The organism is Pseudomonas brassicacearum (assembly GCF_003732265.1).
GTDB classification, from domain to species: domain Bacteria; phylum Pseudomonadota; class Gammaproteobacteria; order Pseudomonadales; family Pseudomonadaceae; genus Aquipseudomonas; species Aquipseudomonas brassicacearum_D.
Map to the genome: position 1 here is coordinate 341,286 of NZ_MOBK01000006.1, position 21,766 is coordinate 363,051.

The window sequence follows — 21,766 nt, forward strand, 5'->3', positions numbered from 1 at the left end:
CACTCCATGTTCAAAGGCTTGTCCCTGATCGTCATGCTGCTGCTCAGCCTCCCGGCCCACGCCGAAAACTGGCCGGCCGAGCAATGGTCAACCGGCCCGGTCATCACCGGGCCAGCGCTTCAAGCCCTGGAAACCTACGCCTTCCCAACCCGCGACGACAGCACCCGAAAAGGCGTGCGCACCGACGCCTTGCTGGTGATTCGCGACGGTCAATTGATCTACGAACGCTACGCCGGTCCGACCACCGCCGACACGCCGCACCTGACGTGGTCGATCAGCAAAAGCCTCATGGCCACGGTGCTGGGAGTGGCGTATGGCGAAGGCCTGTTCAAACTCCAGGACCCGGTGCAGACGTTTTATCCGCCGATGAAAAAACACCCCAGCGTGACCATGGCCGACCTGCTGCATTGGGCTTCGGGGCTGGACTGGCAGGAAGACTATGAATACGCCCCGTTGAAGTCCTCAGTGGTGGCGATGCTCTATACCCGTGGCCATCAGGACATGGCCGCGTTCACTGCCGACCGTGGCGAATACGCAAAGCCCGGCCAGGCCTTTCGTTACTCAAGTGGTGACAGCGGTTTGCTGTCCGCCGCGCTGAAAAATATCGTCGGCACGGCACGTTATCCAGACTATCCCTGGACCGCACTGTTCGATCCCTTGGGCATCCACCATGCCGTTTGGGAAACCGATGCCACGGGCACTTTTGTCGCTTCCTCTTACGCCTATCTGACAGCTCGCGACCTGGCACGAATCGGCTGGTTGATGGCGCGCGACGGGCGCTGGCAAGGTCGTCAATTGCTGCCCAAAGACTGGGTCGCCTTCAATCGCGAACCGTTCGCCCGCTATCACGCCCATCAGGATGACGCCGTGCCTGGCGGTCAATGGTGGCTCAATCGCGCGGTAGACGGGGCGGTAAAACCCTGGCCCGATGCGCCGGCTGATACCTTTGCGGCGCTGGGGCATTGGGGTCAGGCGATGTACGTTATTCCCAGCGAAAGCCTGGTGATCGTGCGCTATGGCGATGATCGTGACGAGAGCTACCAGCACAACGAATTGCTCAAGCTCGCGCTCAAGGCGTTTGCTCAGAAGGTGCAGCCATGAGGTTTCTTCGACACAGACCGTTCAGCGCGTTGTTCCTGATATTGCTGGTCGCGTTGCTCGGCTGGATCTGGCAGGAGCGAGTGGCGCTGTGGGCGTTCCCCGACATCATCAGCGCCTACACCGCCAAGGAATACTGCTCGTGCCGGTATGTGATGAACAACGAGGCCGGCTATTGCCACCGCTATGTAAAACAGTGGCTGCCCACCAGCAGCTTTGTCGATGACGCCGCGAGCAAACGCGTGACGGTCAGCGGCATGGGCCGCAGCAATAGCGCCACGTGGATCGGCGAACGCCAGGGCTGCCGCCTGCAACCCTGATTGCGCCAGAGGTTTCCGTGGCGAGCGGGCTTTTGTGGCGAGGGGGCTTGCCCCCGTTGGAGTGCGAAGCGCTCCTAATATCAGACAATGAGTTCTATCTGGCGTACCGAGTTCGCAGATTTTACGACTGCTGCGCAGCCGGACGGGGGCAAGCCCCCTCACCACAATGGTCGAGTGGCAGTGACGGACAGTTTGCATCTTGCTCACGGGCGGTTAAGGTTCGTGCAGGTTTATCCGCACATGAGTCTCTATGTTCAACCGCTCCCTCTCTAAAACCCTCGCATTCCTCCTGTTGGCCGGTGCCACGCTGTCGGCCCACGCCGATTGGTATCTGGACGGCGAGTCCTCGCGCCTGTCGTTCATCAGCACCAAAAACGCCAACCTCTCCGAAGTGCAGCGCTTTCTGGTGCTGCACGGCAAGGTCGACGCCAAGGGCCTGGCCGAGGTGGAAGTCGAGCTGGAGTCGGTGAACAGTGGCATCCCGCTGCGCGATGAACGCATGCGCAAGGAGCTGTTCGAGATCCAGACTTTCCCCGAAGCGTTGATCACCGCGCAGATTGATCTGCGTCCGATCAACGACCTCGCGCCCGGTGCGCAGTTGGAGTTGCGCTTGCCGCTGACCGTCAACCTGCATGGCAAGCAACATCAATACAACGCCGAATTGCTGGCGACGCGTCTCGATGACCGACGCTTTCAAGTGGTAACGCTGGAGCCGTTGGTGATCAATGCCGAAGATTTTGATCTGGCCCCCGGGCTGGAAACGTTGCGCAAGGTCGCCGATTTGTCGGCCATCAGTCTGTCGGTACCGGTGGGTGCGGTACTGATTTTCACGGCGCGCTGACCATGGCCGGTGCAATTTTTCCCTGGCGTGAAGGCAACCACTTTGAGCTGCTGATCGACGGTCCGCAGTTTTTCCCGCGCATGCTCGTCGCGATTGCCCGCGCCGAAGAACAGGTCGAGCTGGAACTGTATCTGGTGGAGGCGGGCGCCTGCGCCGAGGCCATGGTGCAAGCCCTGGTGTCGGCAGCCGAGCGCGGTGTGCGCGTGCGCTGCCTGTTCGATGACTATGGCAGCCTCGCATTCACCCTGACCTTGCGTCAGCGGCTGACGGCGGCCGGGGTCGAACTGCGTTTCTACAATCGCCTGAACTGGCGTCGTTGGGTCGGCAACTTCTACCGCGATCATCGCAAGCTGTTGCTGGTCGATCAAAGCCTGGCGGTGGTCGGTGGCACGGGCGTCACCGATGAGTTCTGGACGCCGGGTGAAGACACCAGCGAATGGCACGAGGTGATGGTGGAAATCACCGGGCCTTTGGTCATCGACTGGCAGTTGCTGTTCGACCGCCAATGGATCGCCAACCGCCATCGACGCGCCTGGAAACCGGCTTCGCATTTCGGCTTGCCGCGCCTGCCGCGAGTGCCGTCGATGGGTGAAGGCATGGGCCGGGTGGCCTATGCCGACGCCCGCCAGCACCGCGATATTCTGCAATCGCTGGTGCGCGCGTTGAACAGCGGCCAGCAACGCATCTGGCTGGCGACCCCGTACTTCCTGCCGACCTGGAAAGTCCGCCGCTCACTGCGCCGGGCCGCCGCCCGGGGTGTCGACGTGCGTCTGTTGTTGACCGGGCCGCGCACCGATCACCCGTCGGTGCGCTACGCCGGGCATCGCTACTACCCGCGACTGCTCAAGGCCGGGGTGAAAATCTTCGAGTACCAGCCGTGTTTCCTGCACCTGAAAATGGTCCTGATCGATGATTGGGTGAGCATCGGCTCGTGCAATTTCGATCACTGGAACTTGCGCTTCAACCTGGAAGCCAACCTCGAAGCGCTGGACCCGGGGCTGACGCTGGCCGTGGCGGGGAGTTTCGAACGGGACTTTGCGCAGAGCCAGGAAGTCAGCCTCGAAGAATGGCAACGCCGACCCTTGTGGAAGCGGGTCAAGCAACGGATCTGGGGCTGGGTGGATCGACTGGTGGTGAACCTGCTGGATCGTAGGGGCTGAACCTAATCTTAAGCACACCCTAAACCGAATGTGGGAGCGGGCTTGCTCGCGAAGGGGGAATGTCAGTCAACGATGATGTCGACTGAAAGTCCGCCTTCGCGAGCAAGCCCGCTCCCACAGGTTTTTGCGGTGTTTGAATAATTACAGCAATTCAAAGCTCTGCTGCGTCACGTCCTGGGAGTCCAGGCCGATCTGTACGTTGAACTTGCCCGGCTCGGCAGCGAACTTGAGCTGGGTGTTGTAGAACTTCAGGTCGTCCTCGGTGATGGTGAAGTGCACGACTTTCTGTTCGCCGGCCTTGAGCATGACTTTCTGGAAGTTCTTCAGCTCCTTGAGCGGCCGGATCATCGAGCCGGTCACGTCCTGGATGTACAACTGCACCACGGTTTCGCCGTCACGTTTGCCGGTGTTTTTCAGTGTGACGCTGGCGTCGAGCTTGCCGGTCTTGTTCAGCGTGGTCGACGACAGGGCCATGTCGCTCAGGCTGAAATCGGTGTAGCTCAGACCGAAACCAAACGGGAACAGCGGACCGGTAGTGTCATCGAAATACTGCGAGGTGTAGTTGCCCGGTTTGCCCGGCGTGAACGGCCGGCCAATGCTCAGGTGGTTGTAGTAGGTCGGAATCTGACCCACCGAGCGCGGGAAGGTGATCGGCAGTTTGCCCGACGGGTTGTAGTCGCCGAACAGCACGTCAGCGATGGCGTTACCGCCTTCGGTGCCGCTGAACCAGGTTTCCAGAATCGCGTCAGCCTGGTCTTTCTCTTCGAGAATCGACAGCGGACGGCCGTTCATCAATACCAGCACCAGCGGTTTGCCGGTGGCTTTCAGGGCCTTGATCAGATCGCGCTGATTGGCCGGGATGTTGATGGCGGTGCGGCTCGACGATTCGTGGGACATGCCACGGGACTCGCCCACCGCTGCCACCACCACGTCGGCATCTTTGGCGGCTTTCACCGCTTCGTCGATCAACACTTGCGCCGAGCGCGGGTCATCCACGACTTCCGGTGCATCGAAGTTGAGGAAGTTCAGGTAATCCAGAACCTTCTTGTCGCTGGTGATGTTGGCGCCACGGGCATAGATCAGCGTGGCCTTGTCGGCGACGGCGGCGTTCATGCCGTCGAACAGGGTCACCGATTGCGCCGGCTTACCGGCCGCTGCCCAGCTACCCATCATGTCGATTGGCGCCTTGGCCAGCGGGCCGACCAACGCGATTTTCGCGGTTTTCTTCAGCGGCAGGGTTTCGTTCTGGTTCTTCAGCAACACCAGGCTGCGACGCGCGACGTCACGGGCTTCGGGGCGGTGCAAGCGGCTGTCGGCGTAGGTGTCGGCCGGATCATCTTCAGCCTTGCCGATGCGCAGGTACGGGTCCTTGAACAGGCCCATGTCGTACTTGGCGCCGAGCACTTCACGCACGGCGTTGTCGATGTCGCTTTGCTCGATCTCGCCCGCTTTCAACAGCCCCGGCAGTTCTTTGCCGTACAGGGTGTCGTTCATGCTCATGTCGATGCCGGCCTTGATCGCCAGCTTCGCGGCTTCGCGACCGTCAGCGGCGACGCCGTGTTTGATCAGCTCGAAAATCGCCCCGTGGTCGCTGACCGCCAGGCCTTTGAAGCCCCATTCCTTGCGCAGCAGGTCGTTCATCAGCCAGGTGTTGGCGGTGGCCGGTACGCCGTTGATCGAGTTCAGGGCAACCATTACGCCACCGGCACCGGCGTCAATCGCCGCGCGGTACGGTGGCAGGTAGTCCTGGTACATCTTGACCGGGCTCATGTCGACGACGTTGTAGTCGCGACCGCCCTCGACCGCGCCGTACAAGGCGAAGTGCTTGACGCTGGCCATGATGCTGTCGGCCGCGTTGGCGCCAGTGCCCTGGAAGGCTCGGACCATCACGCCGGCAATGCGCGACACGAGGTAGGTGTCTTCACCGAAGCCTTCGGAAGTCCGGCCCCAGCGCGGGTCGCGGGAGATGTCGACCATCGGCGCGAAGGTGATGTCGAGGCTGTCCGCCGCGGCTTCCTTGGCGGCGACGCGCCCGGACCGGCCGATGGCGTCCATGTCCCAGCTCGAAGCCAGGGCAATCGGGATCGGGAAAATGGTGCGGTGGCCGTGGATCACGTCGTACGCGAAGAACATCGGGATCTTCAACCGGCTGCGCATGGCCGCGTCCTGCATGGGACGGTTTTCCGGGCGGGTGATCGAGTTGAACGTGCCGCCGATGTTGCCGGCCGCGATTTCCTTGCGGATCAGTTCGCGTGGCATTTCCGGGCCGATGCTGATCAGGCGCAATTGGCCGATCTTTTCATCGAGGGTCATCTGCTTCATCAGGTTGCTGATGAAGGCGTCCTTGTTCTCCAGAGGTGCGGGGGTCGTGGCGGCCAATACGTTATGACTGGCCAGGCTGACGAACAGGCCCAGCAAACACAGCTTCTTCATGAATAGTTTTCTCAAAAGCCTAAACGGCAGTGAATACGCGCCGGTCAGCCAAAAGTTAGGGAACGACTATTGTTGTTCAGGTAAATGCAGCACACTTCTGCGTGTTTTTTGTGCAGGGGCATCTTTTAGCCCATTGGCTCGATGCAATCCAGTGGCGGCGGCAGATTATGCCCCAAGTGCCCGGTCAGAAGGGTGTGATTGGTTTTTCAACGGAATGTGCCAGGGAGTGAACCAGATGAATGCAAGACACCACTATCGCTCGAGCTTGCAGGTGGCAGCCTTGATGCTGTTGACCACCGTGCTCGCGGGCTGCGGCATCAATACGATTCCGACCCTCGACGAGCAGGCCAAAGCCGCGTGGGGCCAGGTGCAGAATCAGTATCAGCGCCGCGCCGACTTGATCCCCAACCTGGTGGAAACCGTCAAGGGCTATGCCAAGCACGAAGAAGAAACCCTGACCGCGGTGATCGAAGCACGGGCCAAGGCCACGTCGATCCAGGTGGACGCCAAGACCCTGGACAACCCGGAAAAACTCAAGCAGTTCCAGCAAGCCCAGGATCAGCTGACCGGTGCCTTGAGCCGTTTGATGGTGGTGTCCGAGCGTTATCCGGACCTCAAGGCCAACCAGAACTTTCTCGCCTTGCAGTCGCAACTTGAAGGCACCGAGAACCGCATCGCCGTGGCCCGTCGCGACTTCATCCTCGCGGTGCAGAAGTACAACACGGAAATTCGCACCTTTCCCGGTCGCCTGTGGCACAGCGTGATGTACAGCGATTTGCCGATCCGCGAAACCTTCGAGGCGACTACGCCGGATGCCGATAAGGCGCCGCAGGTAAAGTTCTGACCGGCTAAAAGCATCACCACGGATGAGGTTGCCAATGCGCGTGTTGAAAGTGGGGCTGATGCTGTTGCTCTGGGTGTGTGCCCTGACGGCGCAGGCCGAATTGAAGTTTCCCCCGCTGACCGGGCGGGTGGTCGATAACGCCCAGATGATCGAGCCGTCGGTGCGCGAGCAACTGGCGCAGCAACTCCAGGCCCATGAAGGCGCCACCGGCGAGCAGTTGGTGGTGGTCACGTTGCCGGACTTGCAAGGCACCGACATCGCGGACTTCGGCTACCAACTGGGGCGTGCCTGGGGCATTGGCCAGAAAGATAAAAATAACGGCGCGTTGCTGATCGTCGCGCGTGATGAGCGTAAATTGCGCATCGAAGTCGGCTATGGCCTCGAAGACCGCCTGACTGATGCGCAAAGTTCGGTGATCATCAATCAGGTGATCACCCCGGCGTTCAAGACTGGCAACTTCAGCAAAGGCATCAGCGACGGGGTCGCGGCGATGCTGGTGGTGTTGGGCGGCAGCCCGCTGGATGAACCCTCGACCGTCTATGAACCGCGCGGCGATGAGGACAGCGACTTCGTGGCGCGCCATCCCGGCGTCTTTGTGTTTCTGGTGATGCTGTTCATCCTGACGATTTTTGTGTTGCAGATGCTCGGGCTTCTGCCCGCCGGCCGAGGAGGCTCGGGTGGTTCGGGCGGAGGTTTCGGCGGCGGTGGTTTTGGTGGCGGCGGCGGTGGAGGCGGGGGCTTCAGCGGCGGCGGGGGCAGTTTCGGGGGCGGCGGTTCGTCGGGCGGCTGGTGATAACAATAATGAGCAGGCACTTTTCAACATGGCATTACTGACTGAACACGAACAACGCAAAGTCGCCGAGGCGATTGCCCGGGTCGAGCGCGATACCGACGCCGAACTGGTGACCGTGCTCGCTGCCCGCGCCGATGACTATGCGTACATCCCGCTGCTGTGGGCCAGCCTGCTGGCGCTGATGGTGCCGGGGATCGTGCATTACCTCAGCGGCTGGCTGACTTTGCACAGTCTGCTGCTGGTGCAATGGATCAGCTTTATTGTGCTGTGCCTGGTGTTCCGCCTGCCGAAAGTCACCACGCACCTGGTCCCGCGTTCAGTGCGGCACTGGCGCGCCTCGAACCTGGCGCGCCGGCAATTCCTGGAGCAGAACCTGCACCACACGGTCGGCAGCACCGGGATGCTGATTTTTGTCTGCGAGGCTGAGCGCTATGTGGAGATCCTGGTGGATGAAGGGATTTCCAAACGGCTGGACAACAAGAACTGGGATGCGATTGTGGCGGCGTTCACCCAACAGGTGAAGCAGGGGCAGACGTTGCAAGGGTTCGTGACGTGCATCGAGGCGTGTGGCGAGTTGCTCAAAGTGCATGTGCCGGTGACGCAGGTGCGCAATGAACTGCCGAATCGGTTGGTGGTGTTGGGCTGACCGAATCAGATCAAGATATCTGGCACCCCCTTGTGGCGAGGGGCTTTTGTGGCGAGGGGGCAAGCCCCCTCGCCACAAAAGCCCCCTTACCACTGTCAAACCCTTAGCCTCAGTGAACTTCATTTGCCCCAGGATTCGTGCCGTTCGGTAAATAACTGCGTGTTCCGAACGGCCATCCCCCCTAAAATACCCGCCATTCCCCGATTCGCTCCGCCCGAGGCCGTTTTGCCCATGTCCGTCACCGCCACTCCCGCCAGCCTCGCGCCGGATCACCACGCCCAGTTCATCGACCTGTTGCAAACCAGCCTCGACGCCAACGCCTTCATCAAACTGGTGCTGGCCAAGTACGTCGGCACCGAAGCGGATTTGCAGCGCCTGATCATCAAGCAACTGACGGTCAAGGATCAGCCTTGCCTGTCCTTCGTCTACCGCTACAAAACCCGCGACATCACCAAGAACCTGCCGCTGGCCGAAGGCGTCGCGACCATCGCTGCGTTGCTGCCGGCCTCGTTCAAAAATGCGCATTTGCTGTCATTGACTGACGAAGCCCAGCTCGAATACAGCAAAAAGGGCAAGTCTTCGCTGTTCAAGAGCAAACCTCAGCAATTGCGTGAAGTGCCGTCCGCCGAGCACAACCGCGAGAAAAACCGCTTCCTCGACCTGAACCGGCCGTTCCTCGCTGACCTTGGCGTGACCAACAGCAAGCACGAGCTGATTCCGGCGATGTCGCGCAAGTGGAAGCAGATCAACAAGTTCATCGAAGTCTTCAGCCATGCGCTGACCACCTCACCGCTGGCGCTGGACAAGCCGGTGCAGGTGGCGGATTTCGGTTCGGGCAAGGGTTACCTGACGTTCGCCATCCACGACTACCTGCGCAACACCTTGAACGCCGAAGGCGTGGTGACAGGTGTCGAGCTGCGCGAAGAAATGGTCAACCTGTGCAACGCCGCTGCGGCGAAACTCGAGCACCCGGGGCTGGTGTTCAAGTGCGGTGACGTGCGCAGCGTGGCACCGAGCGAGCTGGACGTGATGATCGCGCTGCATGCCTGCGACATCGCCACTGACTACGCGATCCACACCGGCATCCGTTCCGGCGCCTCGATCATCATGTGTTCGCCGTGCTGCCACAAACAGATCCGCCTGCAAATCCAGAGCCCGGCACTGCTCAAGCCGATGCTGCAATACGGTTTGCATCTGGGGCAGCAGGCGGAAATGGTCACCGACAGTTTGCGTGCGCTGTTCCTCGAAGCCTGCGGTTATGAAACCAAGGTGTTCGAGTTCATCTCGCTGGACCACACCAACAAGAACAAGATGATCCTGGCGGTCAAACGCGCCGAGCCGGTGGACCCGGCCCAGCTGTTGGTGAAGATTCAGGAGCTGAAGGATTTCTACCACATCAGCGAACACTGTCTCGAAACCCTGCTCCGGGCCGACGGCTACCTCTGATCCCTTGTGGGAGCGGGCTTGCTCGCGAAGGGGCCGTCAGATCCAACATCTACTTCGGCTGTTAGTCCGCCTTCGCGAGCAAGCCCGCTCCCACACTTGGTTTGATGGCGGTCTTGCGGCCCAGCATCACCGTCACAATCACCCCGGCAGCAAACAGCCAGGTGATCGGCTCGATGTGTTCACCAAAGAACAACGCCGAAAACGCAATCGTGAAGAAGATCTGCAACAACTGAATCTGACTGACCCGGGCAATCCCGCCCATCGCCAGCCCGGCATACCAGGCAAAGAAGCCGATGAACTGCGAAAACAGCGAGACATAACCAAACGCCCACCAGGTCTTCGCCGAAATCTCGCCTTGATGTTGCAGCGCCAGATACACCACCGGCCCGATCAACAGCGGCGTCGACAGCACCAGCGCCCAGCAGATCACCTGCCAGCCGCCCATCTCCTTGGCCAACCGACCGCCCTCGGCGTAGCCCAGACCACCTACCGCAATCGCCCCGAGCATCAACAAGTCACCGGCCTGAATGCTGCCGGCACCGCTGATCAGCGCATAACTCAGCACCAACGCGCTGCCCAACGCCGCGCAGGCCCAGAAGGCTTTTGACGGACGTTCGTGGGAAAGCCACGCGGCGTAGAGCGCCACGCACAGCGGTTGCAGGCCGTTGACCAGGGCGCCGTGGGACGCCGGCAAGGTTTGCATGGCCCACGCCGACAACACCGGAAAACCGAGAATGACCCCGGCGATCACCAGCGTCAGGCCTTTGACCTGCTTCCAGGTGGGCCACTTCTCTCGTCGCCACAGCAACAACAACGCCGCCGGCACCGCCGCGAACAGCGCCCGGCCGAGGCCATTGAGCAGGGGATGCAGTTCCTGCACGACGATTCGCGTGAAGGGCAGGGTGAGGCTGAAAATCACAACGCCGAGCAGGCCGAGGGCCATGCCGGTGTTTTCGCGCGAGGACATGATGGGGGACCAGAATTCAGGGTGGTGGAATGTCTTTATCTAGCCACAAACCGCGTTGGCTGCGCTGTTACAGCTAGGCGCGGAGTTATCCGTACAGTTTGAGGGCCCCTTCGCGAGCAAGCCCGCTCCCACATTCAACCGCAGTCCACTTGGAGGAACGCGGTTGAATGTGGGAGCGGGCTTGCTCGCGAAGAACGATAACGCGGTAGTAGCTGGTTATTACCCGACCTCCAGGATAAGGACTACCTTGAATACTCCTGCCAACGTTCCCCCAGAGGAGTCCTCCCCATGGCTGCCAAGAAAATCCTGATGCTGGTCGGCGATTACGTCGAAGACTACGAAGTGATGGTGCCGTTCCAGGCGCTGCTGATGGTCGGTCACACCGTCCACGCCGTGTGCCCTGACAAAGCCGCCGGCCAGACCGTGCGCACGGCGATCCACGACTTCGAAGGCGACCAGACCTACAGCGAAAAACCCGGCCACCTGTTTGCCCTGAATTTCGACTTCGCCAAAGTTGCTGAATCCGACTACGACGCGCTGCTGATCCCCGGCGGTCGTGCGCCGGAATACCTGCGCCTGAACGACAAAGTCCTGGACCTGGTGCGTGCCTTCGACAAGGCCGGCAAGCCGATTGCTGCCGTGTGTCATGGTGCGCAATTGCTGGCGGCGGCCGGGGTTCTTGAAGGCCGTGAGTGCAGCGCTTACCCGGCCTGTGCCCCGGAAGTGCGCCTGGCTGGCGGCACGTTCATCGACATCCCGGTGACGGAAGGCCATGTTCAAGGCAATCTGGCCACTGCCCCGGCCTGGCCGGCACACCCGAACTGGCTTGCCGGTTTCCTCGGGTTGCTGGGCACCAAAATCACGCTGTAACGAGGGACCTGTCCATGTGCGAGCTCTACGTCAAAGCCGATCCGATCCTCTACGAATCGCGCTCCCGCTCGCTGCGCATCTGCGGGGTGGTCACCACCCTGCGGCTGGAGAATCAGTTCTGGGACATCCTCAGCGAAATCGCCGAAGTCGATGGCATGACCACCAACCAGTTGATCGCCAAGCTGTATGAAGAGGTGATGGATTACCGCGGGGAAGTGGTGAATTTTGCGTCGTTTTTGCGGGTGAGTTGTATGCGGTATTTGAGTCAGCGGCGGGTCGCTGCGCCGGAGTTGTCGGTGGTTCGGGCTGTGGTGAAGTAGCGAATACCGTGTCGACTCATTCGTCGGAACGCCGCCCGGAGCAAGCCCGCTCCCACATTTAATCGCATTCTCATGAGCGACTCGGTCAAGTGTGGGAGCGGGCTTGCTCCGGGCGGCGTTCCGACGAAGGGGCCGGTGCAGGCGACAGAATCAGCAGGCTGGTCTTTACTCTGAAGCGCGAAACCTCTCAATCGCCAAGGAGAAAGAGCATGTCCGGATGGTACGAAGTGAGCAAAAGCAGCAGTGGCCAGTTCAGGTTTGTCCTCAAGGCCGCCAACGCCGAAACCATTCTGACCAGTGAGCTGTACACCACCCGCGCCGCTGCCGACAAAGGCATTGCATCGGTTCAGTCCAACAGCCCGCTGGATGAGCGCTACGAAAAAAAGACCACCAAGGATGGCCATCCTTATTTCAACCTCAAGGCCGGTAACCACGAGATCATCGGCAGCAGCGAGTCGTACTCCTCCGCCGCCGCAATGGATAAAGGCATTGCCAGTGTGAAAGCCAACGGGCCGACCACGGTGATCAAGGACAAGACTTTGCCGGTGCTTTAAGTAACGACGCTCCCACATTCAATCACGGTCAAATGTGGGAGCGGGCTTGCTCGCGAAGGCGTCAGCCGCCTCGCCGCTAAACCTCAACCGGAACCGTAAGCTTCGGATTCCCCAACGCATGTGTCTTCGAATCAAAAAACCGCAACGCTGATCCTGTCCCCTCGAACACCTTCGCGTAATGCCGCTTCTGATGCTGGATAAACGCCTTGCTGCGCGGATAGATCGAGATCGCCACCACCGACGGTTTCGCCTGACGCAACGCATGAACGATATGGCTGTCCTGCTCACCCAGCGCATGCCCGAAGACACACAACCCGTCGCCATGCCCCAATAACTGGTCATAACAGAACGACAGGTAATCCGAACTGCGAATGGTCTTGAGCTTGTCCTGCGCCGGCCCTTCGTTCACGAACAGCGGCACGTCATCCAGGGTCTTGATCGTGTTGTTGATCGCGAAACTGCCGAGCAACGTGCCCTCGGTCGACATCAGCTTGCGCGCCGTGCCGTCCTGATTGCGCACCAGATGCAAACCACCGTGCAGGTACAGCAAGCGGGTTTTGTCGGTCGCCGTGGTGCTCAGGTCAAAGCCCGGCTCGGCGCCGTGGAACAGGTCGGTGATCGCGTCCGGCTGCTGCTGGATAGACCAGTAATTGAGCAAGTCATAGTTGGTGGTAAACACCGTCCGATAGTTGCCCAGTTCCGCACGGATGGTCGCCAGCGTCGAAGGCACCACCAGCCGCCACGGAATATGCACGGCGTGCACGGTGTTGATCAGCGCTTCCTTGATTGCGTAATAGCGATTGCGCGGTGCGGCGGAGCTGACGGCCAGTGCCTTGTTGACGCGACTGGTGGTTTTCAGTGCGCTAAGCACCTGTTCGAAACTGCGCGTCTGCATCGCCTCGAACACGCTCAGCTCGGACTGGCTCAGGGGTTTTTCTTCGACGGTGCGCGCATTCTCGAACAGCGAGTCGTAGCCAAAATCGTCCCACACCGCACGGCTGGCGCCGTTGCCCACCAGCAGGCCGCTGAACGAGGCGGTGGCGCGCAAGGCGTTCCAGTCTTCAAGTTGGGCATCAACATCCTGGAAATCGGTCATTGCGGTCAAAGTCTCAAAGCAAAAGGTCTGATGGGCGGCGACTTTATCACGACCATGACTTGAGCCAGATCAAGTTACTGCGTGAGCGAAGGGTCGATGCTGTGGGCGTCCCGCTGGATCGGCGTCGCCGATTCGGCCCAGACAGGAGAATCGCTCATGAGCAGCACGTTTTTCATTCCCGCCGTGAACATCATGGGCACCGGTTGCCTCGACGAAGCCATGGACGCCATTGGCAAGTACGGCTTTCGCAAAGCGCTGATTGTCACCGACGTTGGGCTGGCCAAGGCCGGCGTCGCGAAAATGATTGCGGAAAAACTGGCGCTGCAGGACATCGACTCGGTGATCTTCGACGGTGCCAAACCCAACCCGAACACTGCCAACGTCGAACTTGGCCTGGGCTTGTTGAAGGAAAGTCGCTGTGATTTTGTGGTGTCACTGGGGGGTGGTTCGCCCCACGACTGCGCCAAGGGCATCGCGTTATGTGCGACCAACGGCGGGCAGATCCGCGACTATGAAGGTGTCGATCAATCAAGCAAACCACAGCTGCCGCTGATCGCGATCAACACCACCGCCGGCACCGCCAGCGAGATGACCCGTTTTTGCATCATCACCGACGAATTACGCCACGTGAAAATGGCCATTGTTGACCGCAACGTCACGCCGCTGCTGTCGGTCAACGACCCGGCGCTGATGGTCGCCATGCCCCAGGGGCTGACGGCAGCCACCGGCATGGACGCACTGACCCACGCCATCGAAGCGTACGTTTCCACCGCCGCCAACCCGATCACCGATGCTTGCGCACTGAAGGCGATCACGTTGATCAGCAACAACCTGCGGCTGGCGGTACGCAACGGCGAAGACATGGCTGCGCGGGAAAACATGGCCTACGCGCAGTTCCTGGCTGGCATGGCGTTCAATAACGCGTCCCTGGGTTATGTCCACGCCATGGCGCACCAACTGGGCGGGTTCTACGACTTGCCTCATGGCGTCTGCAACGCGGTACTGCTGCCCCACGTTCAAAGCTTCAATGCTCAGGTTTGCGCCCCGCGCCTGACCGACGTGGCTCATGCGATGGGCGCCGACATTCGTGGTCTCAGCCCTGAAGAGGGGGCTCAAGCGGCTATTGCCGCAATCCGTCGCCTGTCCAGTGATGTGGAAATCCCTGCCGGGTTGCGTGAGCTCGGCGCCAGACTCAACGACGTTCCCATGCTTGCCACCAATGCGCTGAAAGACGCCTGCGGTTTTACCAATCCCCGGGCGGCGGATCAGCGCCAGATCGAGGAGATTTTCCGCAACGCCTTTTAGGCCGTTTTGCGACCGGGCGCGAGCATGACGCACAGCATCGCGCCCAACGCCAGCAAGGTGCAGAGCAACGACAACGGCCATGCCTGCTGACTGGCGATCAGGCTGGCAATCGCGCCGATCAGCGCAGCCATCAGTTGATGAATAAAGCCGCTCAACGCCATCGCATAAGCCCCACCGACCGGCGAGCCGTCGTTGGCCAGTGACAGGCTGATGCCTACCGTCATCAACCGGCGCTGTCCGGTGCGCAGTACCAAGGCATTGACCCCCAGCGCTCCCAGAAAATACGCCGCGCTGATCGGCCAGCCCAGCAGACCATATTCCACGACCGACCAATTGAACGGACCTTGCAGAATCAGCGGTGCGGCGGTGTTGAAGGCAATGATCACCCCATAGCCGAGGCCACCGGTAAGGGCCGGCAGCAAGAGGGCCCGATCACGCAGGATGCGCCCGTAACTGGGCCACGCGGCCGATGCGCTGACCCAGGCTACCCCAGAACAACATGGGCAGCGCCATGCCGATCAGATACACCGCCAGTCCCCAGGACACCTGCGAAGCGTTGGCGGACAGATGCCGGGCCATCTCCGGCAGCGCCGGCAGGTAAATGCTCATGCCCAGTTGCGCGAGGAAAACCGTGCTGCAGGTGACGAGGAGGGTGGTGCTGCTCTTCATGGAATCATCCCTGGATGTCTAGCTGATGTCCCCGGCGCATGCGCGCAACAGCTCGGTGACGAGTTCACAAAAATGGCGAATCAGCGTCGGCTCCATGTCGGCGCGCAGCGTGATTCTGATGGCGGCCTTGCCTTGCGCAACCACGGGGAAAAACACGGCCGAGGTAAAGAAACCTAGATTGGATAACTCGATGGCAATACGGTTGGCCAGCCGCGCTTCACCGCAGTGGATCAAGCGAATCGCCATGTTGCTGCCGTGTTGTGCGGTTCGAATCAGGCTGTCGAAGAGCCGGATATTAACCTGAAGTTTTTCCTGTAACGCAGTCAATGCAGGCGTGTGATGCAGCTGGATCGACGCTCTGCCCGCACCGATGGATGCGCTGTTCAGGCTTTGCGACCAATTGCTGGGGCCGCCGTAGCGTTGAATCAGCTTTTTCTGCCGTTCATTGCCCAGCATCACCAGCCCGCCGCTGGCCCCAAATGACTTGGCCAATGAGGCGACAATCAAGGCGTCATCCTCCAGGGCCTGCAACCTGGGACGCACGAGGCCCGCACCGAAAGTGCCGACAGCGGACAACGCGTGGGAGTCGTCGAGGTAAAGAAACAGGCCATAGCGGTCCTTCAGGTACAACAAGCTGTCCATGTCGGCGACCCCGCCCATGCTGTACGCGCCGTCGGCCACATACGCGACCCTGGAATGTTGCTGGCACTGCGTTTCCAGAAAATCCATGTCGTTGTGCGGGCTGGTCACGACCCTGGTTTCGTCGGCGCAGGCGGCTTTGAGGTGACTCATCGAATAGTGTGCCAAACGGTCAAACACCATCACCGGCGGCCGGTTCTCGGTGAACACGCCGCTGGCCAGCAGCGGCAGGATGCCGGCACTCGCCGCGCTGCATGACAAGGTGCTCAGGCACGTGGCGCCGAATAATGCTGACAGCTCGGTTTCGTACTGATCGAGGATCGCCAGTTTGCAGCGGTTTTTCGCGTTGGCGATGCGCAGGGTGCCGGTTTCCCACAAGGTGGTCATGGCGCCGTCGAGCAAGTCGGGGTGGTGGTCCAGGCCGAGGTAGGAGGTGGTGCAGAAGTGATGAAAGGCGCGTCCGTGCTGGTCAACCATGCGGTTGCTGCTTCTGATGTCGACGTTCAGCCCCGCGACTTTTCCGGCTTCTGCGGTTTCCCAGTCGTGATCGGCCAGCGAGATCAGTTTTCGATAGTTGGTGAAGGTGTTTGCCGCGTGCGTTGTCTGGTCCATGTGACGTGTCTGTCCTTGAGTGATGAAACCGTCCGTGTATTTCCAGACTTTACCGCGTGCGATCTGGGCGCTGAATCGGCCGTTTCCTGTTCGGTTGAGTGTTACAAGAGATTTACGTGTAGGGCGATGGCGTGTGAGGTTGTGGGGCAAAACCGGGCTATCCTGCCGACTCAGCCGAACTGAAGTCATCGAGCCCTCCATGCTGCAAAAAAGCCTGATCCGCCGTCTCGACCTGATCACCCTCCAGTTGTTCGTCGCCGTTCACGAAGAAGGCACACTGACCCGCGCCGCCGCGCGTGAAGCCATCGCGGTGTCAGCGGCCAGCAAACGCTTGATGGAACTGGAAGAGGCGCTGGGGATCAGTCTGTTCGTGCGCCAGGCCAAAGGCATGACCCTGACACCGGCCGGCGAAACGCTGCTGCACCACGCCCGGCAGATGCTGTTCAATGTCGAGAAAATGGGCCTGGAGCTGGGTGAGCACAGCCACGGCATTCGCGGTTATGTGCGCATGCTTGCCAACCTGTCGGCGATCATTCAGTTTTTGCCCGAGGACTTGCGGGATTTTTCCGAGCGCCATCCGCAGGTCAAGACCGACCTCGAAGAACGCCCCAGCAGCGGGGTGATTCAAGGAGTGCTGGATGGGGTGGCGGACCTGGGCATTTGCTCCATCGACAGCGACACCAAAGGTTTGCACAGCGTGCTGTACCGGCAGGACAAGTTGGTGGTGTTGATGCTGCCCGATCATCCGTTGGCCAGCCGTTCGAGCCTGGCCTTTGCCAACACGCTGGACAGCGATTACGTGGGGCTGCATTCGGCCAGTTCGATCAACATGCGCACCCATGCGGCCGCGCGTCAGGCGGGCAAGGTGCTGCGGTTGCGCATTCATGTGCCGGGTTTTGATGCGATGTGCCGGATGGTCCAGGCCAACATGGGCATCGGGATTTTGCCGCAGAAGGCCTATGAATTATTTGGCCGGGCGTTGGGGCTGCATGCGGTGCCGTTGACGGATGAGTGGTCGGATCGGGCGTTGATCATTGTGGTGCGGGATGAGGCGGGGTTGTCGCCGGTGAGCCGGATGTTGTTTGAGCAGTTGCGTGGGCAGGTCTGAAGTTTCTTTATTGGTTGTGCCGGCCTCTTCGCGAGCAAGCCCGCTCCCACATTTAACCGAGTTCCTACATGAGAATGCGGTTAAATGTGGGAGCGGGCTTGCTCGCGAAGGCGGCCCGGAGGTCGCAGCAGTCTTCCAGAGCGTTCGCGTTTCACGAACGCCCGTTGCCAACTGAAGGTTGGATTCCTAAACCCCGGCTCCTCTAGCCTTGGCACCTATTCCAAGAACAAGAGGTACGCCGCGATGACTGCCCCGTTAAGTGCAATCAAAGTGATCGAGATCGGCACGCTGATCGCCGCGCCATTTGCCGCGCGGATCCTCGCCGAGTTCGGCGCCGAGGTGATCAAGATCGAAGCCATGGGCCAGGGCGATCCCCTGCGCAAGTGGCGCAAGCTGCACGAAGGCACCTCGCTGTGGTGGTACCTGCAATCGCGCAACAAGAAGTCCCTGGCGCTCAACCTCAAATCCCCCGAAGGCATCGAACTGGTCAAGCAACTGGCGACCAGTGCCGACGTGCTGATCGAAAACCTGCGCCCTGGGGCCCTGGAAAAACTCGGCTTGGGGTGGGACGTGTTGCACGCCCTCAATCCCAACCTGACGCTGGTGCGGATTTCCGGTTACGGCCAGACCGGCCCGTACCGTGATCGTCCGGGTTTCGGCGCCATCGGCGAGGCCATGGGCGGGATTCGCTACACCACCGGCACCCCCGGTTCACCGCCAGCGCGGGTGGGCGTCAGCCTCGGTGATTCCCTCGCGTCGCTGCACGCGGTGATCGGTGCCTTGATGTCGTTGCTGCGAGTCAAGACCGGGCAGGGCGGCGGGCAAATCGTCGATGTGTCGCTGGCCGAAAGCGTGTTCAACGTGATGGAAAGCCTGGTGCCGGAATACGACATGCTCGGCCATGTCCGTGAGCGCAGCGGCGGTGCCTTGCCGGGCATCGCCCCGTCCAATACCTACCTGACGGCCGATGGCGCCTACGTGGTAATCGCCGGCAACAGCGACCCGATCTACAAACGCTTGATGGAGGTCATCGGCCGGCGCGATCTGGCGGATGCACCGGAGTTTGCCCATAACGACGGCCGTGCATTGAAAAGCAATGTACTCGACGCCGCGATCACCCACTGGACCAGCAGCCTGCCGATCGACGCCGTGCTGTCGGCGCTGGAAGCGGCCGAAGTCCCTGCCGGGCGCATCTATTCGGTGGCCGACATCGTCGCCGACCCGCATTATCAGGCGCGGGACATGCTGCTCAGCGCCGACCTGCCGGGCGGCGCCACCGTGAAGATGCCGGGCATCGTGCCGAAACTCTCGGAAACCCCGGGCGGCGTGAACTGGTCGGGGCCGAGTCTGGGCCAGCACACCGACGGAATTCTCGCCGGGCTGGGCCTGACGGACGCCGATATCGAACGCCTGAAAACCGAAGGGGTGGTGCAATGATCACTGACGTTTCCCAGACCCTGATCGTTCAGGAAGTCTCGCCGCGCGACGGTTTACAGATCGAGCCGACCTGGGTCGAAACCGTCGACAAGATTGCCCTGATCGATCAACTGTCGCTGGCCGGGTTCAGCCGGATCGAAGCCGGTTCGTTTGTCTCGCCCAAAGCCATTCCGGCGCTGCGCGATGGCGAGTCGGTGTTCAAGGGCATCACCCGCCAACCGGGGGTGATCTACGTCGCGTTGATCCCCAACCTCAAGGGCGCGCAACGGGCATTGGCGACGCAGGCCGATGAGCTGAACCTGGTGATGTCCGCCAGCCAGACCCACAACCTGGCGAACATGCGCATGCGCTGCGAAGACTCGCTGGTCGCGTTCGGCGACATCGTGCAGTACGTGGGCGACACGCAGGTGCGGCTCAACGGCAGCATCGCCACCACCTTTGGTTGCCCGTTCGAAGGCAGGATTGATGAGGATCGCGTGCTGCAAATCGTCGAGGCTTATCAGGAACTCGGGATTCAAGGGATTACCCTAGCCGACACCACTGGCATGGCCAACCCGCGACAGGTGGATCGGCTGGTACGGCGGGTGTTGGAACGGGTTTCGCCCGCGGATTTGACCCTGCATTTTCACAACACACGTGGCCTCGGCTTATGCAACGTGCTCGCCGCTTATGAGGCCGGTGCCCGACGCTTTGACGCGGCGCTGGGCGGCCTTGGCGGCTGCCCGTTTGCGCCGGGTGCCTCGGGCAATATCTGCACGGAAGACCTGGTCAACCTGTGCGATGAAATCGGCATTCACACCGGCATCGACCTGCCGCTGCTGCTGCAATTATCCCGAGGACTGCCCGCGCTGCTGGGCCACGAAGTGCCGGGTCAACTGGCCAAGGCCGGCCGCAATTGCGACCTGCACCCAAGCCCCTCCTGACCACACGAAATCCCCCTGTGGGAGCGGGCTTGCTCGCGAATGCGGTCTGACATTCAGCATACATGTCGACTGGCACACCGCCTTCGCGAGCAAGCCCGCTCCCACAGTAAAGCTCCCCTACAGTCCCATTCAACCAGACAACAAAAACAATCGGACACCCACGGGAAGTCCGCCTGGAGAACCACCATGAGCCTCAATGTACTGGAGGCGGGCGCGAGCCCGTCCGTTAGCCACGACGAAGAAAAAGCCCTGGTCAGCAAGGTCGCCTGGCGCCTGATGCCGCTGATCATGGTTTGCTACCTGTTCGCGTTTTTCGACCGCATTAACATCAGCTTCGCCAAGTTCCAGTTGCAGACTGACCTGAGCCTGAGCGACACCGCTTACGGGCTCGGCGCCGGGCTGTTTGTGGTCGGCTACGTACTGTTCGAAGTGCCGAGCAACATGATGCTGTACAAGGTCGGCGCGCGGCGCTGGATCGCCCGGATCATGATGTCCTGGGGCCTCGCCACCGCCGCCATGGTCTTCGTCAACAGCGAATGGCAGTTCTACGCGCTGCGCTTTGTGATCGGTGCGATGGAAGCCGGTTTTGCCCCGGGCGTCCTGTATTACCTGACGCTGTGGTTCCCGCAGCACTATCGTGGCCGCATCACCTCGATGCTGTTTCTGTCGTCGGCGTTCGCCGGTCTGGTTGGCGCACCGTTCTCCGGGCTGGTGCTGCAACACCTCGACGGCTTCCTCGACATGCGCGGCTGGCACTGGCTGTTCCTGCTCGGCGGCGTGCCGTGCATCGGCCTCGGTTTGCTGGTGCTGACCTTGCTCAAGGACCGCATAGAAGATGCCCATTGGCTGACCGCTTCCGAGAAGACCCTGCTGGCCAGCCGCATCGCACACCATGAGCCACACAAGAGTGGCGGCTCGTTGCTCGCGGCGCTGCGTATTCCGGGCTTCCTGACGCTGGGCCTGATCTACTTCCTGATCCAGGTGGCGTCTTACGGCTTGAATTTCTGGGCCCCGCAACTGATCCGTAGTGCCGGCACTGAAAGCCCGGTGATGATCGGTTTGCTGACTGCAATCCCCTACATCTGCGGCGCGATCAGCATGGTAGTGATCGGGCGCTTGTCCGACTCGACCGGCGAACGGCGCAAGTTTGTCGCCGGCCTGGTGGCGGTGGGCGCGGTAGGGTTCTTCTGCGCCGGGATCTTCGCTGATCACACGACCTTCCTGATTATTGCGCTGGGCTTGCTTGGTGCAGGGATCATCGCGTCGATTCCGAGCTTCTGGACCCTGCCGCCAAAACTGCTGGCCGGTGCTGGCGCAGGGGCGGCGGGCGGGATTGCGGTGATCAATACTCTGGGCCAGTTCGGCGGCATCGTCAGCCCGGTCATGGTCGGACGGATCAAGGACCTGACCGGCAGCACGACGCCGGCGCTGTATGTGATCGGTGTCTGTGCGCTGATCGCCGTTGCGTTGCTGATGTGGGGCCTGCCGCAGAAGCTGCGTACGCTCGACAAGTTCTAAAATCTGTGTCGTCGGATAGACCGCTTTCGCGAGCAAGCCCGCTCCCACACTCGATTTGCGCCACGCCGCCGATCAAATGTGGGAGCGGGCTTGCTCGCGATGGCGGCCTGACAGTCAACATCTTACCGTCAGTTCCCCTCAACCCTCCGTTTCCATTGCCTTCGCCG

At 60.9% G+C, this 21,766-nt stretch carries 20 protein-coding genes and 1 pseudogene; 16 read left to right on the forward strand and 5 right to left on the reverse strand.

The genetic code is table 11. From position 1 onward, the window contains the following. Positions 1 to 6 precede the first annotated feature (6 nt). The 4 genes from BK660_RS14265 (at position 7) to BK660_RS14280 (ending at position 3,419) form a co-directional block, all read left to right on the forward strand. Positions 7 to 1,101: a serine hydrolase domain-containing protein gene (locus BK660_RS14265; RefSeq protein ID WP_123433809.1), complete on the forward strand. Its 1,095-nt coding sequence runs from the start codon at positions 7 to 9 to the stop codon at positions 1,099 to 1,101. Further along, positions 1,098 to 1,418 (forward strand): amidase, encoded by a 321-nt coding sequence (locus BK660_RS14270; protein WP_123433810.1) that lies wholly within the window; start codon positions 1,098 to 1,100, stop codon positions 1,416 to 1,418. The genes BK660_RS14265 and BK660_RS14270 overlap by 4 nt, the downstream gene beginning before the upstream one ends. Before the next feature lie 250 nt (positions 1,419 to 1,668). Beyond that, on the forward strand, positions 1,669 to 2,259 hold the full coding sequence (locus tag BK660_RS14275) for a YceI family protein (RefSeq protein ID WP_123433811.1): 591 nt from the start codon (positions 1,669 to 1,671) through the stop codon (positions 2,257 to 2,259). 2 nt (positions 2,260 to 2,261) lie between these two features. After that, on the forward strand, positions 2,262 to 3,419 hold the full coding sequence (locus BK660_RS14280) for a phospholipase D-like domain-containing protein (protein ID WP_123433812.1): 1,158 nt from the start codon (positions 2,262 to 2,264) through the stop codon (positions 3,417 to 3,419). 141 nt (positions 3,420 to 3,560) lie between these two features. Here BK660_RS14280 and bglX read toward each other — a convergent pair whose 3' ends face one another. Beyond that, positions 3,561 to 5,852: a beta-glucosidase BglX gene (bglX, locus tag BK660_RS14285; RefSeq protein WP_123433813.1), complete on the reverse strand. Its 2,292-nt coding sequence runs from the start codon at positions 5,850 to 5,852 to the stop codon at positions 3,561 to 3,563. A gap of 235 nt (positions 5,853 to 6,087) precedes the next feature. On the opposite strand from bglX, the gene BK660_RS14290 reads away from it, so the two are divergent. The 4 genes from BK660_RS14290 to BK660_RS14305 all read left to right on the forward strand — a co-directional run bounded on the left by BK660_RS14290 (position 6,088) and on the right by BK660_RS14305 (position 9,581). After that, a complete protein-coding gene (locus tag BK660_RS14290) occupies positions 6,088 to 6,696 on the forward strand; it encodes a LemA family protein (RefSeq protein WP_123433814.1) in 609 nt (202 codons plus the stop codon). Positions 6,697 to 6,730: 34 nt separating this feature from the next. Next, a complete protein-coding gene (locus BK660_RS33450) occupies positions 6,731 to 7,489 on the forward strand; it encodes a TPM domain-containing protein (RefSeq protein WP_123433815.1) in 759 nt (252 codons plus the stop codon). A gap of 28 nt (positions 7,490 to 7,517) precedes the next feature. After that, entirely contained in the window at positions 7,518 to 8,135 is a 618-nt protein-coding gene (locus BK660_RS14300; RefSeq protein WP_123433816.1) for a TPM domain-containing protein, read from the forward strand. A 231-nt stretch (positions 8,136 to 8,366) separates the two neighbouring features. Continuing rightward, entirely contained in the window at positions 8,367 to 9,581 is a 1,215-nt protein-coding gene (locus tag BK660_RS14305) for a class I SAM-dependent methyltransferase (RefSeq protein WP_123433817.1), read from the forward strand. 61 nt (positions 9,582 to 9,642) lie between these two features. Here the strand turns inward: BK660_RS14305 and BK660_RS14310 are convergent, their stop codons facing one another. Further along, positions 9,643 to 10,548, reverse strand: a complete 906-nt coding sequence (locus tag BK660_RS14310) for a DMT family transporter (RefSeq protein WP_123433818.1) — start codon at positions 10,546 to 10,548, stop codon at positions 9,643 to 9,645. Between the two features lie 288 nt (positions 10,549 to 10,836). Between BK660_RS14310 and BK660_RS14315 the strand changes: the two genes are divergently transcribed. From BK660_RS14315 to BK660_RS14325, 3 genes are all read left to right on the forward strand, one after another. Beyond that, positions 10,837 to 11,418: a DJ-1/PfpI family protein gene (locus BK660_RS14315; protein ID WP_123433819.1), complete on the forward strand. Its 582-nt coding sequence runs from the start codon at positions 10,837 to 10,839 to the stop codon at positions 11,416 to 11,418. Positions 11,419 to 11,432: 14 nt separating this feature from the next. After that, entirely contained in the window at positions 11,433 to 11,738 is a 306-nt protein-coding gene (locus BK660_RS14320; protein WP_123433820.1) for a ribbon-helix-helix domain-containing protein, read from the forward strand. 209 nt (positions 11,739 to 11,947) lie between these two features. Beyond that, positions 11,948 to 12,292: a YegP family protein gene (locus BK660_RS14325; RefSeq protein ID WP_123433821.1), complete on the forward strand. Its 345-nt coding sequence runs from the start codon at positions 11,948 to 11,950 to the stop codon at positions 12,290 to 12,292. Positions 12,293 to 12,368: 76 nt separating this feature from the next. Here BK660_RS14325 and BK660_RS14330 read toward each other — a convergent pair whose 3' ends face one another. After that, positions 12,369 to 13,388, reverse strand: a complete 1,020-nt coding sequence (locus tag BK660_RS14330; RefSeq protein ID WP_123433822.1) for a DUF4917 family protein — start codon at positions 13,386 to 13,388, stop codon at positions 12,369 to 12,371. A gap of 156 nt (positions 13,389 to 13,544) precedes the next feature. On the opposite strand from BK660_RS14330, the gene yiaY reads away from it, so the two are divergent. Then, complete coding sequence (gene yiaY, locus BK660_RS14335; protein WP_123433823.1) at positions 13,545 to 14,693, forward strand: L-threonine dehydrogenase; 1,149 nt, start codon at positions 13,545 to 13,547, stop codon at positions 14,691 to 14,693. Here the strand turns inward: yiaY and BK660_RS14340 are convergent. Together BK660_RS14340 and BK660_RS14345 are read right to left on the reverse strand one after the other, a co-directional pair. Beyond that, a pseudogene (locus tag BK660_RS14340) lies at positions 14,690 to 15,362 on the reverse strand (MFS transporter). The gene yiaY and the pseudogene BK660_RS14340 sit on opposite strands and share 4 nt — an antisense overlap. Positions 15,363 to 15,380: 18 nt before the next feature. After that, the gene (locus BK660_RS14345) at positions 15,381 to 16,613 is read right to left on the reverse strand and encodes an aminotransferase class I/II-fold pyridoxal phosphate-dependent enzyme (RefSeq protein ID WP_123433824.1); all 1,233 of its coding nucleotides are present in this window, start codon (positions 16,611 to 16,613) and stop codon (positions 15,381 to 15,383) included. 199 nt (positions 16,614 to 16,812) lie between these two features. On the opposite strand from BK660_RS14345, the gene BK660_RS14350 reads away from it, so the two are divergent. The 4 genes from BK660_RS14350 to BK660_RS14370 all read left to right on the forward strand — a co-directional run bounded on the left by BK660_RS14350 (position 16,813) and on the right by BK660_RS14370 (position 21,599). Then, a complete protein-coding gene (locus BK660_RS14350; RefSeq protein WP_123433825.1) occupies positions 16,813 to 17,721 on the forward strand; it encodes a LysR family transcriptional regulator in 909 nt (302 codons plus the stop codon). A gap of 243 nt (positions 17,722 to 17,964) precedes the next feature. After that, complete coding sequence (locus tag BK660_RS14355) at positions 17,965 to 19,158, forward strand: CaiB/BaiF CoA transferase family protein (RefSeq protein WP_123433826.1); 1,194 nt, start codon at positions 17,965 to 17,967, stop codon at positions 19,156 to 19,158. Continuing rightward, on the forward strand, positions 19,155 to 20,081 hold the full coding sequence (locus tag BK660_RS14360) for a hydroxymethylglutaryl-CoA lyase (RefSeq protein ID WP_123433827.1): 927 nt from the start codon (positions 19,155 to 19,157) through the stop codon (positions 20,079 to 20,081). Before BK660_RS14355 ends, BK660_RS14360 begins: the two co-directional genes overlap by 4 nt. 186 nt (positions 20,082 to 20,267) lie before the next feature. Then, positions 20,268 to 21,599: an MFS transporter gene (locus BK660_RS14370; protein WP_123433828.1), complete on the forward strand. Its 1,332-nt coding sequence runs from the start codon at positions 20,268 to 20,270 to the stop codon at positions 21,597 to 21,599. Positions 21,600 to 21,766 lie beyond the last annotated feature (167 nt).